The 21,933-nt window shown below is 36.9% G+C and carries 19 protein-coding genes and 1 tRNA gene; 17 read left to right on the top strand and 3 right to left on the bottom strand.

The window, feature by feature from the left end; genetic code table 11:
* Positions 1–35: 35 nt before the first annotated feature.
* The gene (locus tag OEV98_RS05150) at positions 36–863 is read right to left on the bottom strand and encodes a formate/nitrite transporter family protein (protein ID WP_263072145.1); all 828 of its coding nucleotides are present in this window, start codon (positions 861–863) and stop codon (positions 36–38) included.
* 279 nt (positions 864–1,142) lie between these two features.
* Here OEV98_RS05150 and OEV98_RS05145 point away from each other — a divergent pair, with 279 nt between their 5' ends.
* From OEV98_RS05145 to OEV98_RS05070, 16 genes are all read left to right on the top strand, one after another.
* A complete protein-coding gene (locus OEV98_RS05145; protein ID WP_263072144.1) occupies positions 1,143–1,376 on the top strand; it encodes a CsbA family protein in 234 nt (77 codons plus the stop codon).
* 285 nt (positions 1,377–1,661) lie between these two features.
* Entirely contained in the window at positions 1,662–3,641 is a 1,980-nt protein-coding gene (uvrB, locus tag OEV98_RS05140; protein WP_263072143.1) for an excinuclease ABC subunit UvrB, read from the top strand.
* Positions 3,642–3,648: 7 nt separating this feature from the next.
* Complete coding sequence (gene uvrA / locus OEV98_RS05135) at positions 3,649–6,519, top strand: excinuclease ABC subunit UvrA (protein WP_263072142.1); 2,871 nt, start codon at positions 3,649–3,651, stop codon at positions 6,517–6,519.
* A gap of 288 nt (positions 6,520–6,807) precedes the next feature.
* Complete coding sequence (locus OEV98_RS05130; RefSeq protein WP_263072141.1) at positions 6,808–7,932, top strand: DUF4097 family beta strand repeat-containing protein; 1,125 nt, start codon at positions 6,808–6,810, stop codon at positions 7,930–7,932.
* Positions 7,933–8,225: 293 nt separating this feature from the next.
* A complete protein-coding gene (gene hprK, locus OEV98_RS05125; RefSeq protein ID WP_263072140.1) occupies positions 8,226–9,155 on the top strand; it encodes an HPr(Ser) kinase/phosphatase in 930 nt (309 codons plus the stop codon).
* Positions 9,156–9,399: 244 nt separating this feature from the next.
* Positions 9,400–10,203: a prolipoprotein diacylglyceryl transferase gene (gene lgt, locus OEV98_RS05120; RefSeq protein WP_263072139.1), complete on the top strand. Its 804-nt coding sequence runs from the start codon at positions 9,400–9,402 to the stop codon at positions 10,201–10,203.
* 43 nt (positions 10,204–10,246) lie between these two features.
* Positions 10,247–11,200: a nucleoside recognition domain-containing protein gene (locus tag OEV98_RS05115; protein ID WP_263072138.1), complete on the top strand. Its 954-nt coding sequence runs from the start codon at positions 10,247–10,249 to the stop codon at positions 11,198–11,200.
* The gene (gene ppaX / locus OEV98_RS05110) at positions 11,184–11,831 is read left to right on the top strand and encodes a pyrophosphatase PpaX (protein WP_263072137.1); all 648 of its coding nucleotides are present in this window, start codon (positions 11,184–11,186) and stop codon (positions 11,829–11,831) included. The genes OEV98_RS05115 and ppaX overlap by 17 nt, the downstream gene beginning before the upstream one ends.
* Position 11,832: 1 nt before the next feature.
* Positions 11,833–12,357 carry an acyltransferase gene (locus OEV98_RS05105; protein WP_263072136.1) on the top strand — a complete coding sequence of 175 codons (525 nt, stop codon included), beginning with the start codon at positions 11,833–11,835 and terminating at the stop codon, positions 12,355–12,357.
* A 174-nt stretch (positions 12,358–12,531) separates the two neighbouring features.
* Complete coding sequence (locus OEV98_RS05100; protein ID WP_263072134.1) at positions 12,532–13,563, top strand: tetratricopeptide repeat protein; 1,032 nt, start codon at positions 12,532–12,534, stop codon at positions 13,561–13,563.
* Between the two features lie 108 nt (positions 13,564–13,671).
* On the top strand, positions 13,672–14,628 hold the full coding sequence (gene trxB / locus OEV98_RS05095; protein ID WP_263072133.1) for a thioredoxin-disulfide reductase: 957 nt from the start codon (positions 13,672–13,674) through the stop codon (positions 14,626–14,628).
* A 617-nt stretch (positions 14,629–15,245) separates the two neighbouring features.
* Complete coding sequence (locus tag OEV98_RS05090) at positions 15,246–15,722, top strand: NUDIX hydrolase (protein WP_263072132.1); 477 nt, start codon at positions 15,246–15,248, stop codon at positions 15,720–15,722.
* A 43-nt stretch (positions 15,723–15,765) separates the two neighbouring features.
* Complete coding sequence (rapZ, locus tag OEV98_RS05085; protein WP_263072131.1) at positions 15,766–16,656, top strand: RNase adapter RapZ; 891 nt, start codon at positions 15,766–15,768, stop codon at positions 16,654–16,656.
* On the top strand, positions 16,649–17,632 hold the full coding sequence (locus OEV98_RS05080) for a gluconeogenesis factor YvcK family protein (protein WP_263072130.1): 984 nt from the start codon (positions 16,649–16,651) through the stop codon (positions 17,630–17,632). The genes rapZ and OEV98_RS05080 overlap by 8 nt, the downstream gene beginning before the upstream one ends.
* Positions 17,633–17,661: 29 nt before the next feature.
* Positions 17,662–18,609, top strand: a complete 948-nt coding sequence (gene whiA / locus OEV98_RS05075; protein WP_263072129.1) for a DNA-binding protein WhiA — start codon at positions 17,662–17,664, stop codon at positions 18,607–18,609.
* Between the two features lie 169 nt (positions 18,610–18,778).
* Complete coding sequence (locus OEV98_RS05070) at positions 18,779–19,036, top strand: HPr family phosphocarrier protein (RefSeq protein ID WP_263072128.1); 258 nt, start codon at positions 18,779–18,781, stop codon at positions 19,034–19,036.
* Positions 19,037–19,107: 71 nt separating this feature from the next.
* Here OEV98_RS05070 and clpP read toward each other — a convergent pair whose 3' ends face one another.
* Together clpP and OEV98_RS05060 are read right to left on the bottom strand one after the other, a co-directional pair.
* Positions 19,108–19,728, bottom strand: coding sequence for an ATP-dependent Clp endopeptidase proteolytic subunit ClpP (gene clpP, locus OEV98_RS05065; RefSeq protein WP_263072708.1), 621 nt, complete (start codon positions 19,726–19,728; stop codon positions 19,108–19,110).
* Positions 19,729–21,340: 1,612 nt separating this feature from the next.
* A tRNA-Arg gene (locus OEV98_RS05060) sits at positions 21,341–21,412 on the bottom strand.
* Between the two features lie 243 nt (positions 21,413–21,655).
* Here OEV98_RS05060 and OEV98_RS05055 point away from each other — a divergent pair.
* On the top strand, positions 21,656–21,916 hold the full coding sequence (locus OEV98_RS05055) for a glutaredoxin family protein (RefSeq protein ID WP_263072127.1): 261 nt from the start codon (positions 21,656–21,658) through the stop codon (positions 21,914–21,916).
* The last annotated feature ends 17 nt before the right edge of the window (positions 21,917–21,933 follow it).

Genomic DNA, 21,933 nt, shown 5'->3' with positions numbered 1-21,933 from the left:
GAGAATTCCTTTTTTTATGTTGGCTATTTCATAAGTTATATAGATTGTTTCATATTCACTACTTCATTTTGCTTTTCATTATCGCTAATACTTTTCACTTCACGATTGATATAAACATACACCGCTCCTACAAAAAATCCGCCACCAACAACATTGCCAAGTGTGACCGGAATGAGATTGTGAAGTGTGTTGAGTAATGTTACTTCTGCTGCATGTGGCAATGATAATGCGAAAGAAAATATCGCCATATTGGCAATGCTATGTTCAAATCCAGAAACGAAAAAGGCAGTTACAATAAACATAATTAAGATGACTTTTGCAATGTAATCTTTTGTTTGCATTGGAATCCAAATGGCTAAGCAAATAAGCCAATTACATAAAATTCCACGGAAAAATAATTCTGTTGTAGAATGATCCACCTTTTTTACCGCTGTCGTCAATAAATAATAATCAAGCCCAATTTGCGAAAATACACCAGATTGAATGACTAAATAGACAAAAAACACGACACCGATTAAATTGCCGATATACGTTGCAATCCAATTTTGCACTAAACCATTAATCGTAGTTTTTCGTTTAAGTGTGCTCATCGTAAAATACATCGTATTTCCGGTAAATAGCTCACCGTTTCCGATGACAATTAAAATTAACGCCAATGAGAATGCTACACCCGCCATAAAACTAATAGCTGGAGAGCCTGCACTTCGAAAATATTCCCCAACAGTAAAGCTAAATACAACAGCAAAGCCGATATAAACTCCAGCAAGAGCTGCTTTTACTAAAAATTGGAGTGGTTTATTTTTTAACAGCACATCTTTTTTTACTGCGATGTCAATAGCGGAATCAAGCGGACTTTTTGGCATCTTTCGTTCCTCACTTACGGTAGATTAGAAGAAATAGGTTAGATTGTGATGTATATCACAATCTACTTTAACAATACCTGCATGTAGGAGAAAATACAATAGCTTCACTGAAAATGTAGATGGTTTGACACATATACGTTTCGCCAGCAAAACAAGCAGTCGTAAAAGAAATTATCTATATTAGAATGAGAGGCTTACGAATCGTAAAACAGTATGACAGATGAAAAGTATGGTATGATATGGAGGATAAAATGGAAAGATTAGCCCGAGGTGGAAAAAATGATTGGAAAGTTAATTGCAGGTTTGCTTTTACCAGGACTATTGGTAGTATTATTTACACGCGTTACTTATAATTATTATGTTGGATTAATTTTAACCGTTGCCTTAATTACGGTTTCTGCATATAAAGGATACACTCATTCCTGGCCGTTAATTATTATTGATGGCTTATCGCTAACTATTGGATTTTGGTATTCTCAACGAATGGTACGAAGATTTACAAAAAAATCATAAAGGAAGTATACATCGTCCATTATGGAAAATAATGAAGATAGTATGTATGCACAAGTAACCGGACGCCTTTGACTAGAAGGCGTTTTTCTGTTTTCCGTGAGGAATGTTTCAAAAATATAAAAAAACGAATATTCGTTCGTAAAATAGTGGTATTGCTTTGTAGGTTTATGGTAATATGAGAATATTGAAACGATAGCGGAATAGCAACTATTCAAGCATTATGTCTTGAACAAGGTAGGATTAGTAGGACGAATCCAAAAGATGGAAAGTAAGAGGATGATATGGATGGAAAATACATTTCAATTAGTCTCCAAATATGAGCCACAGGGAGATCAACCAGAGGCAATACGGCAATTAGTCGAAGGAATCCATAGTGGCAAAAAGCATCAAACATTATTAGGAGCAACAGGTACCGGTAAAACCTTTACAATTTCAAATGTGATAAAGGAAGTTAATAAGCCGACATTAATTATTGCACATAATAAAACATTGGCTGGACAATTGTATAGTGAATTTAAAGAGTTTTTCCCGAATAATGCGGTGGAATACTTCGTTAGTTACTATGATTATTATCAACCAGAAGCATATGTACCACAAACAGATACGTACATTGAAAAAGATTCCAGCATTAATGATGAAATTGATAAATTACGTCACTCTGCGACATCCTCATTGTTTGAGCGGCAGGATGTTATTATCATTGCCAGTGTCTCCTGTATTTATGGTTTAGGTAATCCAGAAGAGTATCGGGAAATGGTGTTAAGCTTACGTGAAGGTATGGAAATTGAACGAAACCAATTATTGAAAAAACTAGTGGATATTCAATACAGTCGGAACGATATTGATTTTCAACGCGGAACCTTTCGAGTTCGTGGAGATGTCGTCGAAATTTTCCCAGCATCACGGGATGAGCATTGTATTCGTGTCGAATTTTTCGGAGATGAAATTGAACGGATTCGCGAGGTGGATGCATTAACTGGTGAAATTATGGGAGAACGTGAGCATGTGGCAATTTTCCCTGCTTCCCACTTCGTAACAAGAGAAGAAAAAATGCAAATCGCCATTAAAAATATCGAGGCTGAGCTTCAAGAACGATTAAAAGAATTAAAGGATAATAATAAGCTACTAGAAGCACAGCGTTTAGAACAACGGACAAATTATGATTTAGAAATGATGCGGGAAATGGGATTCTGTTCAGGAATCGAAAACTACTCGCGACATTTAACATTAAGAGAAAGTGGTGCAACACCGTATACATTGCTAGACTACTTTCCAGAGGATTTTCTATTAGTAATCGATGAATCACATGTAACATTACCACAAATACGTGGAATGTTTAACGGTGACCGAGCACGTAAGCAAGTTCTTGTCGATCATGGTTTTCGTTTACCATCCGCAATGGATAACCGACCGCTTACCTTTGAGGAATTTGAACAGCATGTAAGTCAAGCAATTTTTGTGTCAGCAACTCCTGGACCATATGAGTTAGAGCATACTCCAGTGATGGTAGAGCAAATTATTCGTCCTACAGGGCTACTTGATCCAAAAATTGAAGTTCGACCAATTAAAGGTCAGATTGATGATTTAATTGGTGAAATAAATGAACGAATCAAACGGAATGAACGGGTATTAGTAACAACCTTAACGAAAAAAATGTCCGAGGATTTAACGGACTATTTAAAAGAAATTGGGATTAAGGTGCAATATTTGCATTCGGAAGTAAAGACATTAGAACGGATTGAAATTATTCGTGATCTACGCCTAGGAAAATATGATGTACTCATCGGAATTAACTTACTCCGCGAAGGTCTTGATATTCCAGAAGTTTCTCTTGTAGCAATATTAGATGCTGACAAGGAAGGCTTCCTACGTTCGGAACGTTCCCTTATTCAGACGATTGGACGTGCGGCGAGAAATGCCAATGGAACAGTTATTATGTATGCCGATAAAATGACCAATTCAATGGAAATTGCAATAAAAGAAACACAGCGGAGAAGAGCAATTCAAGAAGCATTTAACGAAGAACATGGAATAACACCAGTAACTATCCAAAAAGAAATACGCGATGTTATTCGGGCAACAAAAGCAGCTGAGGAACCAACCGAATACGACACTACTGCTAAATATGGTAAGTTATCGAAGAAGGAACGCGAAAAACTCATTATGAATTTAGAAAATGAAATGAAGGAAGCCGCAAAAGCACTCGATTTTGAACGTGCAGCAGAACTAAGGGATTTAGTATTAGAGTTGAAAGCAGAAAGGTGACGGATAGATGAAGGATCGAATAATTGTACGAGGTGCACGAACAAATAATTTAAAAAATATTGATATTGATATTCCGAGAGATCAAATGGTCGTACTTACTGGACTATCTGGTTCAGGAAAGTCTTCATTAGCCTTTGATACTATTTATGCAGAAGGTCAGCGTCGCTATGTGGAGTCTTTATCTGCCTACGCTCGCCAATTTCTCGGGCAAATGGATAAACCTGATGTCGATTCCATTGAAGGACTTTCTCCAGCGATTTCGATAGATCAAAAAACAACGAGCAAAAACCCACGGTCAACGGTTGGTACTGTGACAGAGGTTTATGACTATTTACGTTTACTTTTTGCACGAATTGGTAGACCGATTTGTCCAAATCATGGCATTGAGATTACCTCGCAAACGATTGAGCAAATGGTGGACCGGATTTTAGAACTCCCGGATCGCACAAGACTACAAGTTTTGGCACCAGTAGTTTCAGGTCGAAAGGGAACACATACGAAAATTTTAGAAAACATTAAAAAAGAAGGCTATGTCCGGGTTCGAATAGATGGCGAGATGTTTGAGTTAACCGATGAAATAGATTTAGATAAAAATAAAAAACATTCCCTTGATATTGTCATCGATCGGGTTGTTATCAAAGAAGGAATTGCAGCGCGCCTAACCGATTCGTTAGAAGCAGCGCTAAAATTAGGAGAAGGCCGCGTTATTATAGATGTTATTGGACAAACAGAACTTTTATTTAGTGAATTACATGCATGTCCTTATTGTGGTTTTTCCATTGGCGAATTAGAACCAAGAATGTTTTCCTTTAATAGCCCATTTGGTGCATGCCCAGAATGTGATGGGATTGGCTCTAAGCAAATAGTGGATGTCGATTTGGTCATCCCAAATCCGGACTTAACGTTGAGAGAGCATGCAATTGCTCCTTGGGAACCAGTAAGCTCCCAATACTATCCACAGTTATTGGAATCGGTATGTAAGCATTATGATATAGACATGGATGTACCAGTGAAAAATTTACCGAAGCACTTACTCGATAAAATTCTTTACGGATCGGATGGAGAAGAAATTTATTTTCGTTATGAAAATGATTTCGGCCAAGTTCGTGAAAATTATGTTGAATTTGAGGGCGTATTGCGAAATGTAGCTAGACGTTATCACGAGTCCAGTTCGGACTATGTGAAGGAACAAATGGAAAAATATATGACGCAAACGGATTGCCCTACATGTAAAGGATATCGTTTAAAACCAGAAAGCTTAGCAGTAAAGGTAAATGGACTGCATATTAGTGAAGTGACGGAACGTTCAATTAAGGATGCATTAACGTTTTTTGCAGGACTTGAGCTTACTGAAAAAGAAATCAATATTGCAAGACTAATCTTACGAGAAATTAATGAGAGACTTGGCTTCTTAGTCAATGTCGGGCTAGATTATTTAACATTAAGTCGTGCTGCTGGAACATTATCTGGAGGAGAAGCACAACGGATTCGCTTAGCAACGCAAATTGGCTCCCAGCTAACAGGTGTACTCTATATTTTAGATGAGCCTTCGATAGGACTTCATCAACGCGACAACGATAAGCTGCTAGATACAATGAAACATATGCGTGATATCGGAAATACGTTAATTGTCGTAGAGCATGATGAAGATACGATGATGGAAGCAGATTATTTAATAGATGTTGGACCTGGAGCTGGTGTCCATGGCGGACAAATCGTGTCTGCTGGAACTCCGGCTGAGGTAATGAAAGATCCGAACTCATTAACGGGTCAATATTTATCGGGGAAAAAATTCATCCCGTTACCACAAAAACGGAAAAAAGGGAATGGGAATTTCCTTGAAGTAGTTGGCGGGAAAGAAAATAATTTAAAAAATATTAACGTAAAGCTTCCACTTGGTACTTTTATTGCAGTAACAGGTGTTTCTGGTTCAGGGAAAAGTACGTTAGTAAATGAAATACTATATAAATCATTGGCACAGAAGCTGCATCATGCAAAGGTAAAGCCAGGTGAACATAAAGATATTAAAGGGATTGATTACTTAGAAAAGGTAATCGATATTGACCAATCACCAATTGGCAGAACACCTCGATCTAATCCAGCAACATATACTGGTGTTTTTGATGATATTCGCGATGTGTTTGCTGCAACAAATGAAGCAAAAATTCGTGGATATAAAAAAGGTAGATTTAGCTTTAATGTAAAAGGCGGGCGATGTGAAGCTTGCCGTGGCGATGGTATTATAAAAATTGAAATGCATTTCCTACCAGATGTGTATGTTCCATGTGAGGTTTGTCATGGCAAACGTTATAATCGGGAAACTTTAGAAGTAAAATATAAAGGAAAAAATATATCTGATGTCCTCGATATGACCGTAGAGGATGCATTAGAATTTTTTGAAAACATCCCGAAAATTAAACGGAAAATCCAGACGATTTACGATGTTGGTTTAGGATATATGAAAATGGGGCAGCCAGCAACGACATTATCTGGAGGAGAGGCTCAGCGTGTCAAATTAGCATCTGAGCTACATAGACGTTCCAATGGACGTACCCTTTATATTTTAGATGAACCAACCACTGGTCTCCATGTTGATGATATCGCTAGACTATTGGAGGTATTACAGCGACTTGTGGAAAGTGGTGATACAGTAGTAGTGATCGAACATAATCTAGATGTAATAAAAACAGCCGATTACATTGTTGATTTAGGACCAGAAGGTGGAGTCGGCGGGGGTACCGTCATTGCGAAAGGTACTCCTGAGCAAATCGCAAAATCTGAAAAATCCTATACCGGATATTATTTAAAACGAATTTTAGAACGAGATCGTCAACGAATGGAACAGCTAATAAAAGAAAAACAAACCGTTCAATCATAAATTATTAGAAGAACTAGACACACAAGAAAACAGCAGAACTCTTGTGTGTCTTTTTTTAAAAAACAAAATATACCTCAATCGATGAAACCTTTGAACCGGCAAACCGTATAAGTTAATAATTAGCTGTGTAAATAGAATGAAGCGTAACATATAAATTAGAAGGTGTTTACAATATAAGATAGCTGATTTCGATTACAGTAGCAGTCAAATCCAGTGCTTCTTTGGATTTTGTCTGTACAGCGACTTATCGAAAAACAGCTTTTATAAAAATGATTAGGGGTGTGGATATTGAAAGAGGAACGCGCAAGAATTTTAGAAATGGTTAAAAATGGAAAAATCACCATTGATGAAGCAGAAACCTTACTTGATGCACTAGAGAATATTAATGAAGCAAAGGAACAAAAAGAAAAGCAAATCGAAAAGGAACTATCACCAATTGTCCAATTTGAACAAAAGCAATCGGAATCAGATACAGAAGAGCAGAAAACCTACACCAATAGCTCCTACTCCAGCCAATCTACAAAGGATAAACTACTGAACCTTTTTGATACCGCAATGAAGAAAATAAAAGATTTGGATTTAGACTTCCATCATTCTGTTCAAGTTACCCATGTCTTTCAAAAAAATATTGAGGAAATGAAGCAAATTTTTATCGATGTTCCAAACGGTAATGTGCAGCTATACACATGGGACCATGAGGATGTTCGAATAGAATGTGACGCAAAAGTGTATCGGGAAGAGGACCCGGGATTAGGAAAGGAAAGATTTCTTAAGGAGACTGACTTTCAAACAAGCAATCATACACTTATTTACCGTTCAAAAGATAAATTCATCAATGTCAATGCAAAGATATTTGTCCCTAAGCATGAATATGAAAATTTAGAAATGAAGCTGTTCAATGGCTCCATCACAGTGGAGGATTTTCAAGTGAAGGATGTAGACCTAAAAACAGCAAATGGAAAAATTAAGCTTGAAGGTGTGGAGGGTATCAAAGGTGAAGTAGAAACAGCAAATGGAGAAATTACCGTTACAAATGGTATCTTCAAAACATTAGAAGTCGAAACATTGAACGGAAAAGTAACTGTCGAGGGATCCTATGAAAATCTCCATGTTCAAACAATCGGTGGCACAATTAATAGTACGGTAACAAACGAAAATCCGGATACGATCCGTCTTCAAAGTGCTACAGGAAGTATTTATGTCCGTATATCCAATGAATTGGCCATTCGTGGCGAGCTTAAATCTATTGTTGGTAATGTCCACGTAGAATTGGATGATATTCATAGAAAAGAAGAAAAGAATGATATTATTCAAAAGCTATTAAAATTTGAAAAGCATACTGCTACGGAGAAACGGTTATTTTTATTAGCTGACTCTAAAACGGGATCTGTCTTTGTCCAACCATTACAATAAAGAGTAGTAATAAGATTAAGCTTGAGGAATTTTCTCTCAAGCTTTTTTGAAGTAATCCAACTTTAAATCCATTGGTTTCATGCTTGCCATTTTGACAGGTAATCTTTATATTTACGAAAAAAAATTGTAAAGTAGGATGAAAACGCGGAAAGGTAGTAAATTAATTATTTGGTTTCATTCGAAAAAATGATAAAATGGGACTTATGAAAGCTCGCTTACAATTGTTTGATTATTAGTAAAAATATTACCGGAACCATCCTATGTATATGACTGAGAGTGAGGTAAGGATTAGCATGTCAAAAGTAACCGTAAAAGATATTATAAACAAGTTCAAATTAGAGTTGATTAGTGGGGAAGAAGGAATTGATCGTCCAATAACAACAAGTGATATTTCGAGACCAGGTCTAGAAATGGCTGGTTTTTTTGAATATTATCCAGAAGAACGTCTTCAATTGCTAGGAAAAACAGAATTAACATTTTTTGGAATGTTAAATGAAGTAGACCAAAAGGTACGGATGGAAAGATTATGTACCGATATCACCCCTGGAATTATCATTACTAGAGGAATGACAGTGCCTGAAGAATTAATTGAGGCATCGGAAAGAGAAGCAGTTCCTGTAATGCGCTCTACTATGAAGACATCAAAATTATTAAGCCAACTGACTAATTACTTAGAGTTAAAGCTTGCACCAACAACAGCAGTACATGGAGTGCTTGTAGATGTGTATGGTGTCGGTGTTTTAATTACAGGTAAAAGCGGTGTTGGAAAAAGTGAGACTGCACTGGAGCTTGTAAAAAGAGGTCATCGTCTAGTTGCCGACGATTGTGTTGAAATTCGCCAAGAGGACCAAGATTCTTTAGTTGGAAATGCACCAGATTTAATCGAACATTTACTGGAGATTCGTGGATTAGGAATTATCAATGTGATGACATTATTTGGAGCGGGTGCAGTTCGTTCCTATAAACGGATTACACTATGTATTAACCTTGAAATTTGGGATGCCGCAAAGCAATATGATCGATTAGGGCTAGATGAAGAGAAAATGAAAATTTTTGATTCCGTTATCCCAAGATTAACAGTTCCAGTCCGTCCGGGCCGAAACTTAGCAGTTATCATCGAGGTTGCTGCAATGAACTTCCGTCTAAAACGAATGGGTGTAAACGCAGCACAACAATTTACAACAAAATTATCAGAAACAATTCGCGAAGGTGACGATGATTAAGTTAGAAAAAGCTTAAAATAGGAGATCTTTGCAGTGGTTAGTAATAATCAAGTGCTTTTCCGGAACCGCTGCTCCTTTTTTAGGAAATACCCACACATATTTCAGTACTAATCACTACTTTTTCTAGAAGTGGCCAAACCTTTTCCTAAAAAATACAATCATCTTGCAAGAACTACAGCTTATCTAAGCTTATCGGTATTGATTATAAAAAAATTTATACATACTATTGTAAGGAGTCGTTGGAATGTTATATACTATTCAGCCGTTAAATCCAGTAGCATTAGAACTGGGACCACTATCTATTCGCTGGTATGGAATATTTATTGCACTAGGGATAGCGTTGGCGTTTATTTTAGCTACTCGGGAGGCGAAGCGTAGAGGATTGCCAGATGAAACATTTGCCGATTTACTTATTTGGGCAGTCCCAATCTCGATTATTTGCGCAAGAATTTATTATGTTCTTTTCGAATGGAAATATTATTCCGTATATCCAAGTAAAATTTTTGCGATTTGGGAAGGTGGAATTGCAATCCATGGTGCACTTATTGGAGCCGTGGTAGTAGCGATTATTTTTTGCCGGAAAAGAAATATCTCGTTTTGGAAATTAGCAGATATTGCAGCACCAAGTATTATTATTGCGCAGGCAATCGGTCGTTGGGGAAACTTTATGAACCAAGAGGCACATGGTGACGAAGTTTCTAGACAGTTTTTGGAAAATCTTCATTTACCAGAGTTTATAATTAATCAAATGTACATTGATGGAGTTTTTTATCATCCGACATTTTTATATGAATCCATCTGGAATGTTGTTGGCTTCATCATTCTATTATTGCTTCGAAAAGCAAACTTACGGACAGGGGAAATTTTCCTTTCGTATGCGATTTGGTATTCAATTGGTAGATTTTTTGTTGAAGGATTACGTACGGACAGTTTAATGCTGTTTGATATTCGCATTGCACAATTAGTATCCGTTACGCTTATTTTAGTAAGTATTTTACTTATTATTTTCCGAAGAAGAAATAAACAAGTTCCGAATTATTTAGACTAGACTGTCCGATGACAAAATATGGAAAGCTGAGGGATGGCAATATATGTTTATGAATTCATTAAAAAATGGTGCACTCTCTGGTCTTAAGACAACATGGACATTAGGAAAAGTTATTTTTCCAGTGACATTAATAGTTGCACTATTGCAGCATTCACCAGTATTGCCATGGATCATTGATAAGATTGCTCCTTTAATGAATGTGTTTGGATTATCTGGAGATGCAGCAATTCCATTGGTGTTAGGAAATCTATTAAACTTATATGCTGGGATTGGAGCGATTTTAACCTTAGACTTATCAGTTAAAGAGGTTTTTATCATTGCAATCATGCTATCCTTCTCCCATAATTTATTAATTGAATCAAGTGTTGCAATGAAATCAGGTGTGAAACTTTGGGTAATATTGACTGTTCGTATCGGATTAGCGATGATTGCGGCATTGCTAGTGAATTTGTGTTGGAATGGTGGGGCAGAGCTTGCTCAATATGGATTAATTTCTACCAGTAACACAACACCGACTGGGGTAGTTGCAATTTTTATGGATGGCTTACAGAGGGCATTATTAGGTGTCGTGCAATTGGCGATTATCGTCATTCCATTAATGATCGGTATCCAATTTTTAAAAGATTTAAAATGGCTAGACTTCATTACGAAGTGGATGCATCCAATTACTAGAATGTTAGGAATGAAGGAAAATACAGCATTAACAATGACAGTCGGTCTTGTGTTAGGCTTAGCATATGGGGCAGGAGTATTAATCCAAGCGGTAAAAGAAGAAGGTGTAACGCGGAAGGATGCAACGCTAGCTTTTATCTTTTTAATCGCTTGTCATGCCGTAGTAGAGGATACTTTAATATTTGTTCCGCTAGGCATTCCAGTGCTGCCATTATTACTGATTCGTCTTTGTACGGCAATCATTTTAACATTTGTGATTGCCCGCGTATGGAATCGATCGGAAAGCATTCGAAGAAAGGAAGTCTCACTTGAAGGAAAATATTGATACAATATTATTTGATTTAGATGGAACATTAGTAAATACTTATGAATTAATTATTCAGTCCTTTCTTCATACGTTTGATACATATGCTCCGAACCAATATCGTCGGGAAGATTGTATTCCTTTTATTGGACCAACATTAGAGGACACGTTCCACTCTGTTTTACCGGAAAAGGCAGAAGAAATGCGGGAATATTATCGAACATATAATTTGGAAAAACATGATGAATTGATTCAAGAATTTGACGGAGTATATGAAACATTAAAGTACCTGTATGAAAGAGGCTATAAACTAGCAGTTGTAACGACGAAAATGAAGGATACGGCAATAAAAGGCTTAGAGGTAACAAATTTGAAGCCGTTCTTTTCTGAAATTGTGGGACTTGATGATATTACGAATGCGAAGCCAGATCCCGAACCGATTTATAAAGCGCTTGAATTATTAAATTCAACGCCGGAAAAAGCTATGATGGTAGGGGATTCCCATCATGATATATTAGCTGCAAAAAATGCAGGAGTGAAATCAGTTGGTGTATCATGGTCGATTAAAGGAAAAGAATATATAGAAAAGCATAATCCAGATTTTCTAATCGATAATATGAAAGAGTTATTGACAATTGTCGGAGTTGAATAAAATGCGAAAGACAGAACGGTACCCAGTAGAAGGAGCGAATTCCTTATGGCATGTGTATAAAACCGTGCCATTTTTAAAGGTGGTAAAAAACTTCATTGTTATTCAATTAGCGCGTTATACACCACTACTGTCGGTGAAAAATTGGATGTATCGCAAGCTATTGAAAATGCAGGTAGGGGAACAAACCTCTTTTGCGTTAATGGTCATGCTTGATATTATGTTTCCAGAAAAAATTAGTGTCGGAAAAAATACAGTAATTGGCTACAACACTACCATTTTAGCTCATGAATATTTGATTACCGAATATCGACTCGGGGATGTGAAAATTGGTAGTGAAGTAATGATTGGAGCCAATTCTACTATTTTGCCAGGTGTTGAAATTGGCGATGGTGCGATCGTTTCCGCCGGTACACTTGTTCATAAAGATGTCCCTGCAGGAAGCTTTGTTGGCGGAAATCCGATGCGGTTAATTTATACGAAAGAGGAAATGGATCAAAAAAAGCTAAATGCTGCCATTCAAAATTGAGACGAATTATACTAGTAATATTTTCCATTATGAGGTTTATAAGTCGAAAACCAATGCGGCCTACTTAGTAGCGCCGTTTTTGTATGTTCGGAATTGTTTCCTAAAGCACTATCTTGTGATAAAATAAGAATTTGGTATTGAACGATCGACAACAAGATAGTTGGAGGATTTTATGTGAGTAAAAATATTAGTGAAAATGGTTCCCATGGAAATGTATTAACATTTTATCCGAATGGTGAATTTTATTTTACAAAAGGTGTTAAAGCCTTCCAAAGAAATGATTTTCTATTAGCGAAAAAATACTTAAATAGAGCATTACAATTAGAACCGAGTGAGCCAGTCATTGCTTGCCAGCTAGCAATAACGCTATCAGAGCTTGAAGAATATGATGAATCTAATCAGATTTTATATAAAATTATTAAAGAATTAGACCAAGGTATGTATGAATGTCACTATTTTTTGGCAAATAATTATGCATATATGGGTAAGTATAAAGACGCGATTCATTCAGCAAAATTGTATTTAGACCGCGCACCTGACGGAGATTTTGCTAATGATACATTAGAGTTATTGGAAGTAATTTCCTTCGAGGATGATGATTTAGAAGATGATTTATTTCCACAAGAGCCGTTGCTGGATGAAGAGGAACTGATTGAAAAACAAGATCATGCCCGTCAATTATTAGCAGAGGGTAATTTCACAGAAGCGATTCTTTTGCTACAAACCATTATGGAGGGTTATCCTGAGTTTTGGCCAGCTTATAACAATCTCGCGTTGGCGTATTATTATAATGGTGCTAAAGAAAAGGCAAAATCCATCGTCCAAGATGTATTAGAAAAGAACCCAGGAAACCTACATGCGATGTGTAATTTGACGGTATTTTCCTACTATGAAGGATTAAATATTCAGTCTTTCGTCACGACATTAGAAAAGGTACACCCGATTTCAATAGATCACCGCTATAAATTAGGTGTTACTTTTGCCCTTATCGGCGAATACGAGCAAGGATATAAATGGTTAAAAACGCTGCTTGGATTATCGAATACACTAGATGCGTCCTTTTATTATTGGTTTGCCTATGCTGCTTATTATGTAAATAAAGAAGCATTAGCCGAAAAAGTATGGAAAAAGCTTGTGCAAATGCATCCGGAAAAAGAAGGGCAAGAACCGTGGAAAGGAAATCATACCCCTTCCACCATTCAATAAATTGTACGTTACCTGAGCATAACAGTAGACGTATGGACAGAACTTTTATAGCATAAGACTTAGAAGTGCATACTAATTAGTATCCAACAGTTATGAGGAGTGAAAGAGATGGCAGAAGAAAAAATTTACGATATAGTTATCATTGGTGCAGGTCCAGCTGGTATGACAGCTGCTGTATATACATCTCGTGCAAACCTTTCGACATTAATGATCGAACGTGGTGTTCCTGGTGGACAAATGGCAAATACAGAAGATGTGGAAAATTATCCTGGTTATGAATCTATTCTTGGACCGGATTTATCAAATAAAATGTTTGAGCATGCGAAGAAATTCGGTGCAGAATATGCATATGGCGATATTAAAGAGATTATTGATGGTAAAGAATACAAAGTAATTAAAGCAGGTTCAAAGGAATTTAAAGCAAGAGCGATTATTATTGCCACTGGCGCAGAATATAAAAAACTAGGCGTTCCTGGCGAAGCAGAGCTTGGTGGCCGCGGAGTTTCCTATTGTGCCGTTTGTGACGGTGCATTCTTTAAAGAACGTGACCTTATCGTAGTTGGCGGCGGCGATTCTGCTGTAGAAGAGGGTGCGTATTTAACAAGATTTGCGAGCAAAGTAACAATTGTGCATCGTCGGGATGAACTACGTGCGCAAAAAATACTCCAGGATCGCGCATTTGCAAATGAAAAAATTGACTTTATTTGGAATCATACGGTAAAACAAATTAACGGTACCGATGGAAAAGTTAGCAGTGTTACACTTGTATCAACTGTAGATGGTACAGAAAAAGAAATGAAGGCTGACGGCGTATTTGTATACGTAGGAATGGTTCCTCTATCGAAACCATTTGAAAACTTAGGAATTACGAATGAAGCAGGCTACATTGTAACAAATGATCGAATGGAAACAAAAGTTCCGGGTATTTTTGCAGCTGGAGACATTCGCGAAAAAACACTTCGTCAAATTGTAACAGCTACAGGAGACGGTAGCATCGCTGCCCAAAGCGCGCAACATTTTGTCGAAGAATTAATAGAAGAACTAAAAGCAGCAGAAGTAAATTAACAGGCTGCATTCGATAAAATGCTCATTTTTTCTTTTAGAAAAAATGGGCTTTTTTATTGAACATGTGGCGTATGGTGAAAGCGAACTTGTGTGAAATTTACAGTAAGTTACCAAAGCTAGACAGCATTGTTGGTAAGCAAAATTCTGCGCAATTGATCTTTGACAATTGCAGAACAATAGACAAATAATTCTCTAATTATGTAAAGGTTTACAAAAAGAAATAAAAAGTAACTTCGCTTTAATCGTGCTGTAACAAAAGTGAAATAAAGTTGGGGTATGATAAGAATAAGAAATTGACCCCCTTTTAATATATAATTTTTGGTGACGCAGGAATCGTTTATCCTGCGTCTTTTTTTAGAGTATACTAAGTGCTGGCTACCACATTGCGAAGGAATTCATTAAATACTTGTTTACGACAAGAACTCCTGAAATTGGCAAAAGAACAAAGTGGGTCTCATTGTGAGATATCATATTCCTATAGTATAATTAAGAGGAAAGACAATGTGATGAAACAAAACGATAACTCTAGAAACTACATTAGATATTTTCAGCTAAGTGTATGAAATAATCGTATTTTATAGCAAGCGACAGAGATAAAGAAACAGAGGTGAATTAGCTTGCAACGCGTAACAAATTGTATTTTTCTTAAAGAAAATCAGATTTTATTATTACAGAAACCGCGCCGTGGCTGGTGGGCCATCCCAGGTGGGAAAATGGAACCAACAGAAACAGTCAAGGAATCTGTCATCCGTGAATACCGTGAAGAAACAGGACTCCATATCAATCAACCACAATTAAAAGGAATCTATACCTTTCTGATAAAAAGAGACAACGAAATTATTTCCGAATGGATGATGTTTACTTTTCTAACAGAAGAAGGCGAAGGAATCCAACGAGAAATAACAGAAGAGGGAATACTAAAATGGCATTCTGTGGACGATTTATCGGAGCTTCCAATGGCAAAAGGCGATCGTTTTATTATTGAACATGCCGTTCAAGGAAAAGATGTAGCCTTTGGAACATTTGTTTATACAGAGGATTTCCAACTTCTATCCTATCAATTAGACGAAACACGAAAAGCGACTGACATATAAAGCGAATGGAATAAGATTCAGACAATGAAGGGTGTGGGGGATAATGGAAAATTCAAATGAGCTACAAATGGTAATTATTACGGGGATGTCTGGTGCAGGAAAAACGGTTGCGATGCATAGCTTTGAAGATTTAGGTTTCTTTTGTGTGGATAATTTACCGCCAATGTTGTTACCTAAATTTCTCGAATTGATGAAAGAATCCGGAACGAAAATGAATAAAGTTGCGTTAGTAATGGATTTGCGTGGCAGAGAATTTTTTGACCAGCTCTTTCAAGTATTGGATGATTTACAAGAAACCTCTTGGATAATTCCTCAAATTCTATTCCTCGATGCTGATGATTCGACATTGGTAAGAAGATATAAAGAAACAAGACGATCCCATCCGTTAGCTACCTCTGGGTTACCACTCGAAGGTATTCATATGGAGCGGAAACTGTTAGAAGAATTAAAGGGGCGAGCGCAATCCATCTACAATACCTCGAACATTAAACCGAAGGAGCTTCGTGAAAAAATTGCTAGTGAATTTTCCAACAGTAAAGCGAAACTTTTTCGAGTGAATGTAGTTTCCTTTGGATTTAAGCATGGAATCCCAATTGATGCAGACTTAGTATTTGATGTTCGTTTTCTTCCAAATCCATTTTATATAGAGCATATGCGTTCTCAAACAGGTTTAGATGCAGAAGTATATAGCTATGTAATGAAATGGAATGACACGACAAAGTTTTTAGAAAAACTAACGGACTTACTTCATTTCATGCTTCCATTGTACAAACGAGAGGGGAAAAGCCAGCTTGTTCTCGCGATTGGTTGCACCGGTGGACAGCACCGTTCTGTTGCAATAGCAGAATATATCGGGAAAAAGTTTGCCAATGATTACCATGTCCAAGTTTCTCATCGAGAAATTGCATTGGAAAGGATTCATAAACATGACTAAACAAAATCAACCAAGTGTGGTTGTCATCGGAGGAGGAACCGGGCTTCCGGTTTTACTGCGCGGGATTAAACGATATCCAGTTGATATAACAGCGATTGTTACTGTAGCAGATGATGGGGGCAGCTCTGGTCGGCTACGGGAAGATCTACGAATTCCACCACCAGGTGATATCCGCAACGTATTAGCAGCACTTTCTGAGGTAGAGCCATTAATAGAAGAAATGTTCCAGCATCGGTTCGATTCAGATGGGGAGCTTTCGGGGCATTCCTTAGGAAATTTAATATTAGCTGCAATGACTAATATAACGGGCAACTTTGCACTTGCAGTACATGAGACAAGTCGAGTGCTTAATGTGAAAGGTCGTGTACTGCCTTCTGCTAATCAAAGCGTTGTCCTACATGCAGAAATGAAGGATGGAACGGTAGTGGAAGGCGAGTCGAAAATACCATTATATGGGCAAGAAATCAAACGGGTGTTTTTAACACCAGAAAATATTCGCGCACTTCCAGATACCATTAAAGCAATTAGAAAAGCAGATTTAATTGTGATTGCGCCAGGAAGTTTGTATACTAGTATTTTACCAAATTTATTAGTACCAGATCTTGGCAAAGAAGTACAATTGGCAAAAGCAAAAAAAGTATATATCTGTAATTTGATGACCCAAGCAGGGGAAACGAACGGATTCACTGCAAGTGATCATGTAAAGGCGCTCTATGATCATATTGGCTATCCGTTTCTTCAAAGCATCATAATTAATGATGGTCAAATTCCAGAAACTATCAAAATGCGTTACAAAGGCGAAGATGCTTCACCAGTCGTTTTTGATAAAGAGAATCTTCTTCATTTAGGTTTAGAGGTAATCTCTGACACAATTGTTACGTATGATGAAGGATATATTCGCCACGATACAAAAAAACTTTCAGAAATCATCTATAATCTTGTATTAGATGAATCTTTTTATGAGAAAAGAACGTAGATGAAATGTAGAAAATGGGGGTGAAGGGGTTGTCATTTGCCTCGGAAATTAAAAAAGAATTAACCACTTTACCAACAAAAGATTGTTGCAGTAAAGCAGAATTATCAGCTTTAATTCGAATGAATGGTTCTATCTCATTTTCAAACCAACGATTAACAATCGATATTCAAACAGAAAATGCAGCAATTGCCCGAAGAATTTATTCACTATTGAAAAGTAATTATCAAGTCAGTGTTGAATTACTAGTGCGAAAGAAAATGCGTTTGAAGAAAAATAATGTATACATTGTACGGCTTACGGAAAAGAGCGAAGAAATTTTACGAGACCTTCACATATTAGAAGAAGGGTTTGGTTTTAATAATCAAATTTCTACGGAGCTCATAAAAAAGAAATGCTGTAAACGTGCGTACTTAAGAGGTGCCTTTTTAGCTGGAGGATCAGTAAATAATCCGGAGACCTCCTCCTATCATCTAGAAATCTTCAGTTTGTATAAGGAACATTGTGAAGCACTAAGTGAACTGCTTAATAATTATGGATTAAATAGTAAAACGCTAGAAAGAAAAAAAGGCTGGATTACGTATTTAAAAGAGGCAGAAAAAATATCCGATTTTCTAAGTATCATCGGTGCGCATAGTGCATTACTACGCTTTGAGGATGTCCGGATTGTTCGGGATATGCGAAACTCTGTTAATCGATTAGTCAATTGTGAAACAGCAAATTTGAATAAAACAATTGGTGCTGCCATACGTCAGGTAGAAAATATTAAGTTTATTGATCAAACGATTGGGTTGGATGCACTTCCTGGTAAATTACGGGAAATTGCTCAACTACGAGTAGAGTATCAGGATGTTACTTTAAAGGAATTGGGTGACATGGTAACTGGTGGAATTAGCAAATCAGGTATCAATCACCGTTTGCGGAAAATTGACGAAATTGCAGAAAAGTTACGCAATGGAGAAACATTAAATAAATTATAATAACAAATATTTCAATTTTTGTGATATGATTGTGATGAGACCTACAAATTATTGTCAGGTTTCATCACATAACTAAAAGAAAAATTTTTATTTATTTAAGAAAGCGGAATCATAAATTATTTAAATTCAAAGTATTATAGATTTAACATATGAAGGGGAGGGGTTCAGCTTGGTAGAAAAAAAAGTGGTTGTAAAAATAAAAACAGGTTTACAGGCACGTCCTGCTGCTTTATTTGTCCAAGAAGCAAATCGTTACGTATCAGAAGTGTTTATTGAAAAAGACAATAAAAAAGTAAACGCAAAAAGTATTATGGGAATCATGAGCTTGGCGATTGCAAACGGTTCTGAGGTTACCTTAATCGCAGATGGGACAGACGAGGAAAAGGCATTAACTGGCCTTGCAGAATTCATCGAAAATGTGGATTGATAGAATATAATAATGTTTGCATATTAAAATAATGAACCCCACAGATTTCTGTGGGGTTATTTCATTGCATCTTATTTAGATAGATCGTTACGAGTAATAATATGGTCAATTAGTCCATATTCTTTTGCTTTTTCAGCTGTCATAAAGTTATCACGGTCTGTATCTTTGCTGATTACATCGATTGGTTGACCAGTATTTTCAGAAAGAATTTTATTTAATTTTTCACGTAAGAAAAGAATACGTTTAGCAGCAATTTCGATTTCTGTTGCTTGCCCTTGTGCACCACCAAGTGGTTGGTGAATCATTACTTCTGCATTTGGTAATGCATAACGTTTACCTTTTTGTCCTGCGGATAGTAAGAATGCACCCATTGATGCAGCCATACCGATACAGATTGTTTGCACATCTGATTTGATAAATTGCATTGTGTCATAAATAGCCATACCAGCTGTGATGCTTCCACCAGGGCTATTGATGTATAAAGAGATATCTTTTCCAGGGTTTTCTGCATCTAAGAACAATAATTGTGCAACAATTGAGTTCGCCACATTATCGTCAATAGCACTCCCCAGCATGATAATACGATCCTTTAACAAACGAGAGTAAATATCATATGCACGTTCACCGCGATTTGTTTGTTCAATAACTGTAGGAATTAAATTCATTGTATTTTCCTCCTCTAATTTAAAAATAATCAAGATAGGAGAAGCTCCCCTAATAAGCCTTCTTATTTTATGTATATTTTACAATGATGGTCAATAAAGGTCAAACATAAAGAATTACAGAAATTAATTCAAAAAACTTCTTTTCCATCATACCCATTCCTATTTTATTATAAACCTTATGACTATGTTTCGTATATAATTACCATTGGTTTAAAAAAGAAAGCTTGGCGGAACAAAAGGAAGTAGCTAATGACAAGGATATATGGTGGAAGTGAACGGGGATTTCAGGAAAAACCGTATGATAGCGAGTATGAATAGAAATGTAAGCATGAATTTGGGTAGAAATTCTTTAGAGAGCGGGAATCAAAAGGAAAGCGAGCAGGAATAGGGCTTGAAATTTTTTAGAGGGTAGGTATCAAAAGGAAAGCGAGTGAGAATAGGGCCAGAAATCCTTTAGAGGGTAGGCATCAAAAGGAAAGGGAGCAGGAATCAGGGTAGAAATCCTTTAGATAGTTGGCGTCAAAAGGAAAGGGAGCAAGAATAGGGCTTGGAATCCTTTAGATAGTGGGCGTCAAAAGGAAAGGGAGCGAGAATAAGAGGTGAAATTCTTTAGAGAGTGGGCATCAAAAGGAAAGCGAGCGAGAATAGGGCCTGAAATCCTTTAGATAGAAGGTATCGAAAGGAAAGTGAGCAATAATAAGGGTAGAAATCCTTTAGATAGTGAGCATCAAAAGGAAAGCGAGTGAGAATCAGGGTAGAAATCCTTTAGAGAGTGGGCATCAAAAGGAAAGCGAGCGAGAATAGGGCCAGAAATCCTTTAGAGGGTAGGCATCAAAAGGAAAGCGAGCAGGAATAGGGCCAGAAATCCTTTAGAGGGTAGGTATCAAAAGGAAAGGGAGCAAGAATAGGGCTTGAAATCCTTTAGATAGTTGGCGTCAAAAGGAAAGCGAGTGAGAATCAGGGTAGAAATCCTTTAGAGAGTGAGTATCAAAAGGAAAGCGAGCAGGAATAGGGCTTGAAATCCTTTAGAGGGTAGGCATCAAAAGGAAAGTGAGCGAGAGTTAGGGGTGAAATCCTTTAGATAGAAGGTATCAAAAGGAAAGTGAGTAGGAATCAAGGTAGAAATCCTTTAGATAGTTGGCGTCAAAAGGAAAAGGAGCAAGAATCAGGGGAGAAATCCTATAGAGAGCGGGCATCAAAAGGAAAGTGGGCAATAATTAGGGGTGAAATCCCTTAGATAGTGAGCATCAAAAGGAAAAGGAGCAAGAATCAGGGGAGAAATCCTATAGAGAGCGGGCATCAAAAGGAAAGCGAGCAATAATTAGTGGTGAAATCCCTTAGATAGTGAGCATCAAAAGGAAAGCGAGCAAGAATAGGGCTAGAATTCCTTTAGAATGTGAGCGTCAAAAGGAAAGTGAGTGAGAATAGGGCCAGAAATCCTTTAGAGTGCAAGCATCAAAAGGAAAAGGAGCAAGAATCAGGGGAGAAATCCTTTAGATAGAGGGCATTAAACGAAAAGTAAGCGAGAAACCCGTTTAAAATAGACCGGTAAATTAGAATAAATAAGCAATCACCTTTTGCTACAACTCTCAAACAAAAAAATTGTTTCTACTTATATAAGTAGAAACAATTTTAGTAGCGCCCTCGGAGGGAATCGAACCCCCATTTTAAGAACCGGAATCTTACGTGCTATCCGTTGCACCACGAGGGCATATTTACAAATGACAACATTAATTATAAATGATGAGGTAATAAAAAGCAATAACGATTTTGTATAGAGATTGACTCCGAGTGGAAATACAAATAGGACACACTACTTTCAAATAATACCGTACAAAAATATCCATATTATTTTCCTTCAAGCAAAATATCCATTAAAATAAAATCAGAACTTATAGCAATACTTGTAACAATCCAAATCATTCGAACATATAGTAGAAGGGAAGATAGGATATTGGTAGAAGCAGTAATTCTTTATACGAGACAAGGCTGTCATTTATGTGAAAATGCAAAAGAAATCCTTCTGGAAATTCAAGAGCTATTCGAATTTCAAATTCAAGAAATAGATATTGACAGCAGTGATGTCCTCACGGAAAAATATGGTCTCTGTATACCGGTAGTAGAGATAAATGGAGAAATCATACAATACGGCAATATTGTGAAAAGTGATTTAAAAATGTATTTAAACGAGAAAAACAATCGAGATAATGGTTGAATTTCCCACTAAATACT

Source organism: Perspicuibacillus lycopersici (assembly GCF_025660475.1).
Classification (GTDB): Bacteria; Bacillota; Bacilli; order Bacillales; family Caldibacillaceae; genus Perspicuibacillus; species Perspicuibacillus lycopersici.
This window is presented reverse-complemented; position numbering and strand designations above follow the sequence as displayed.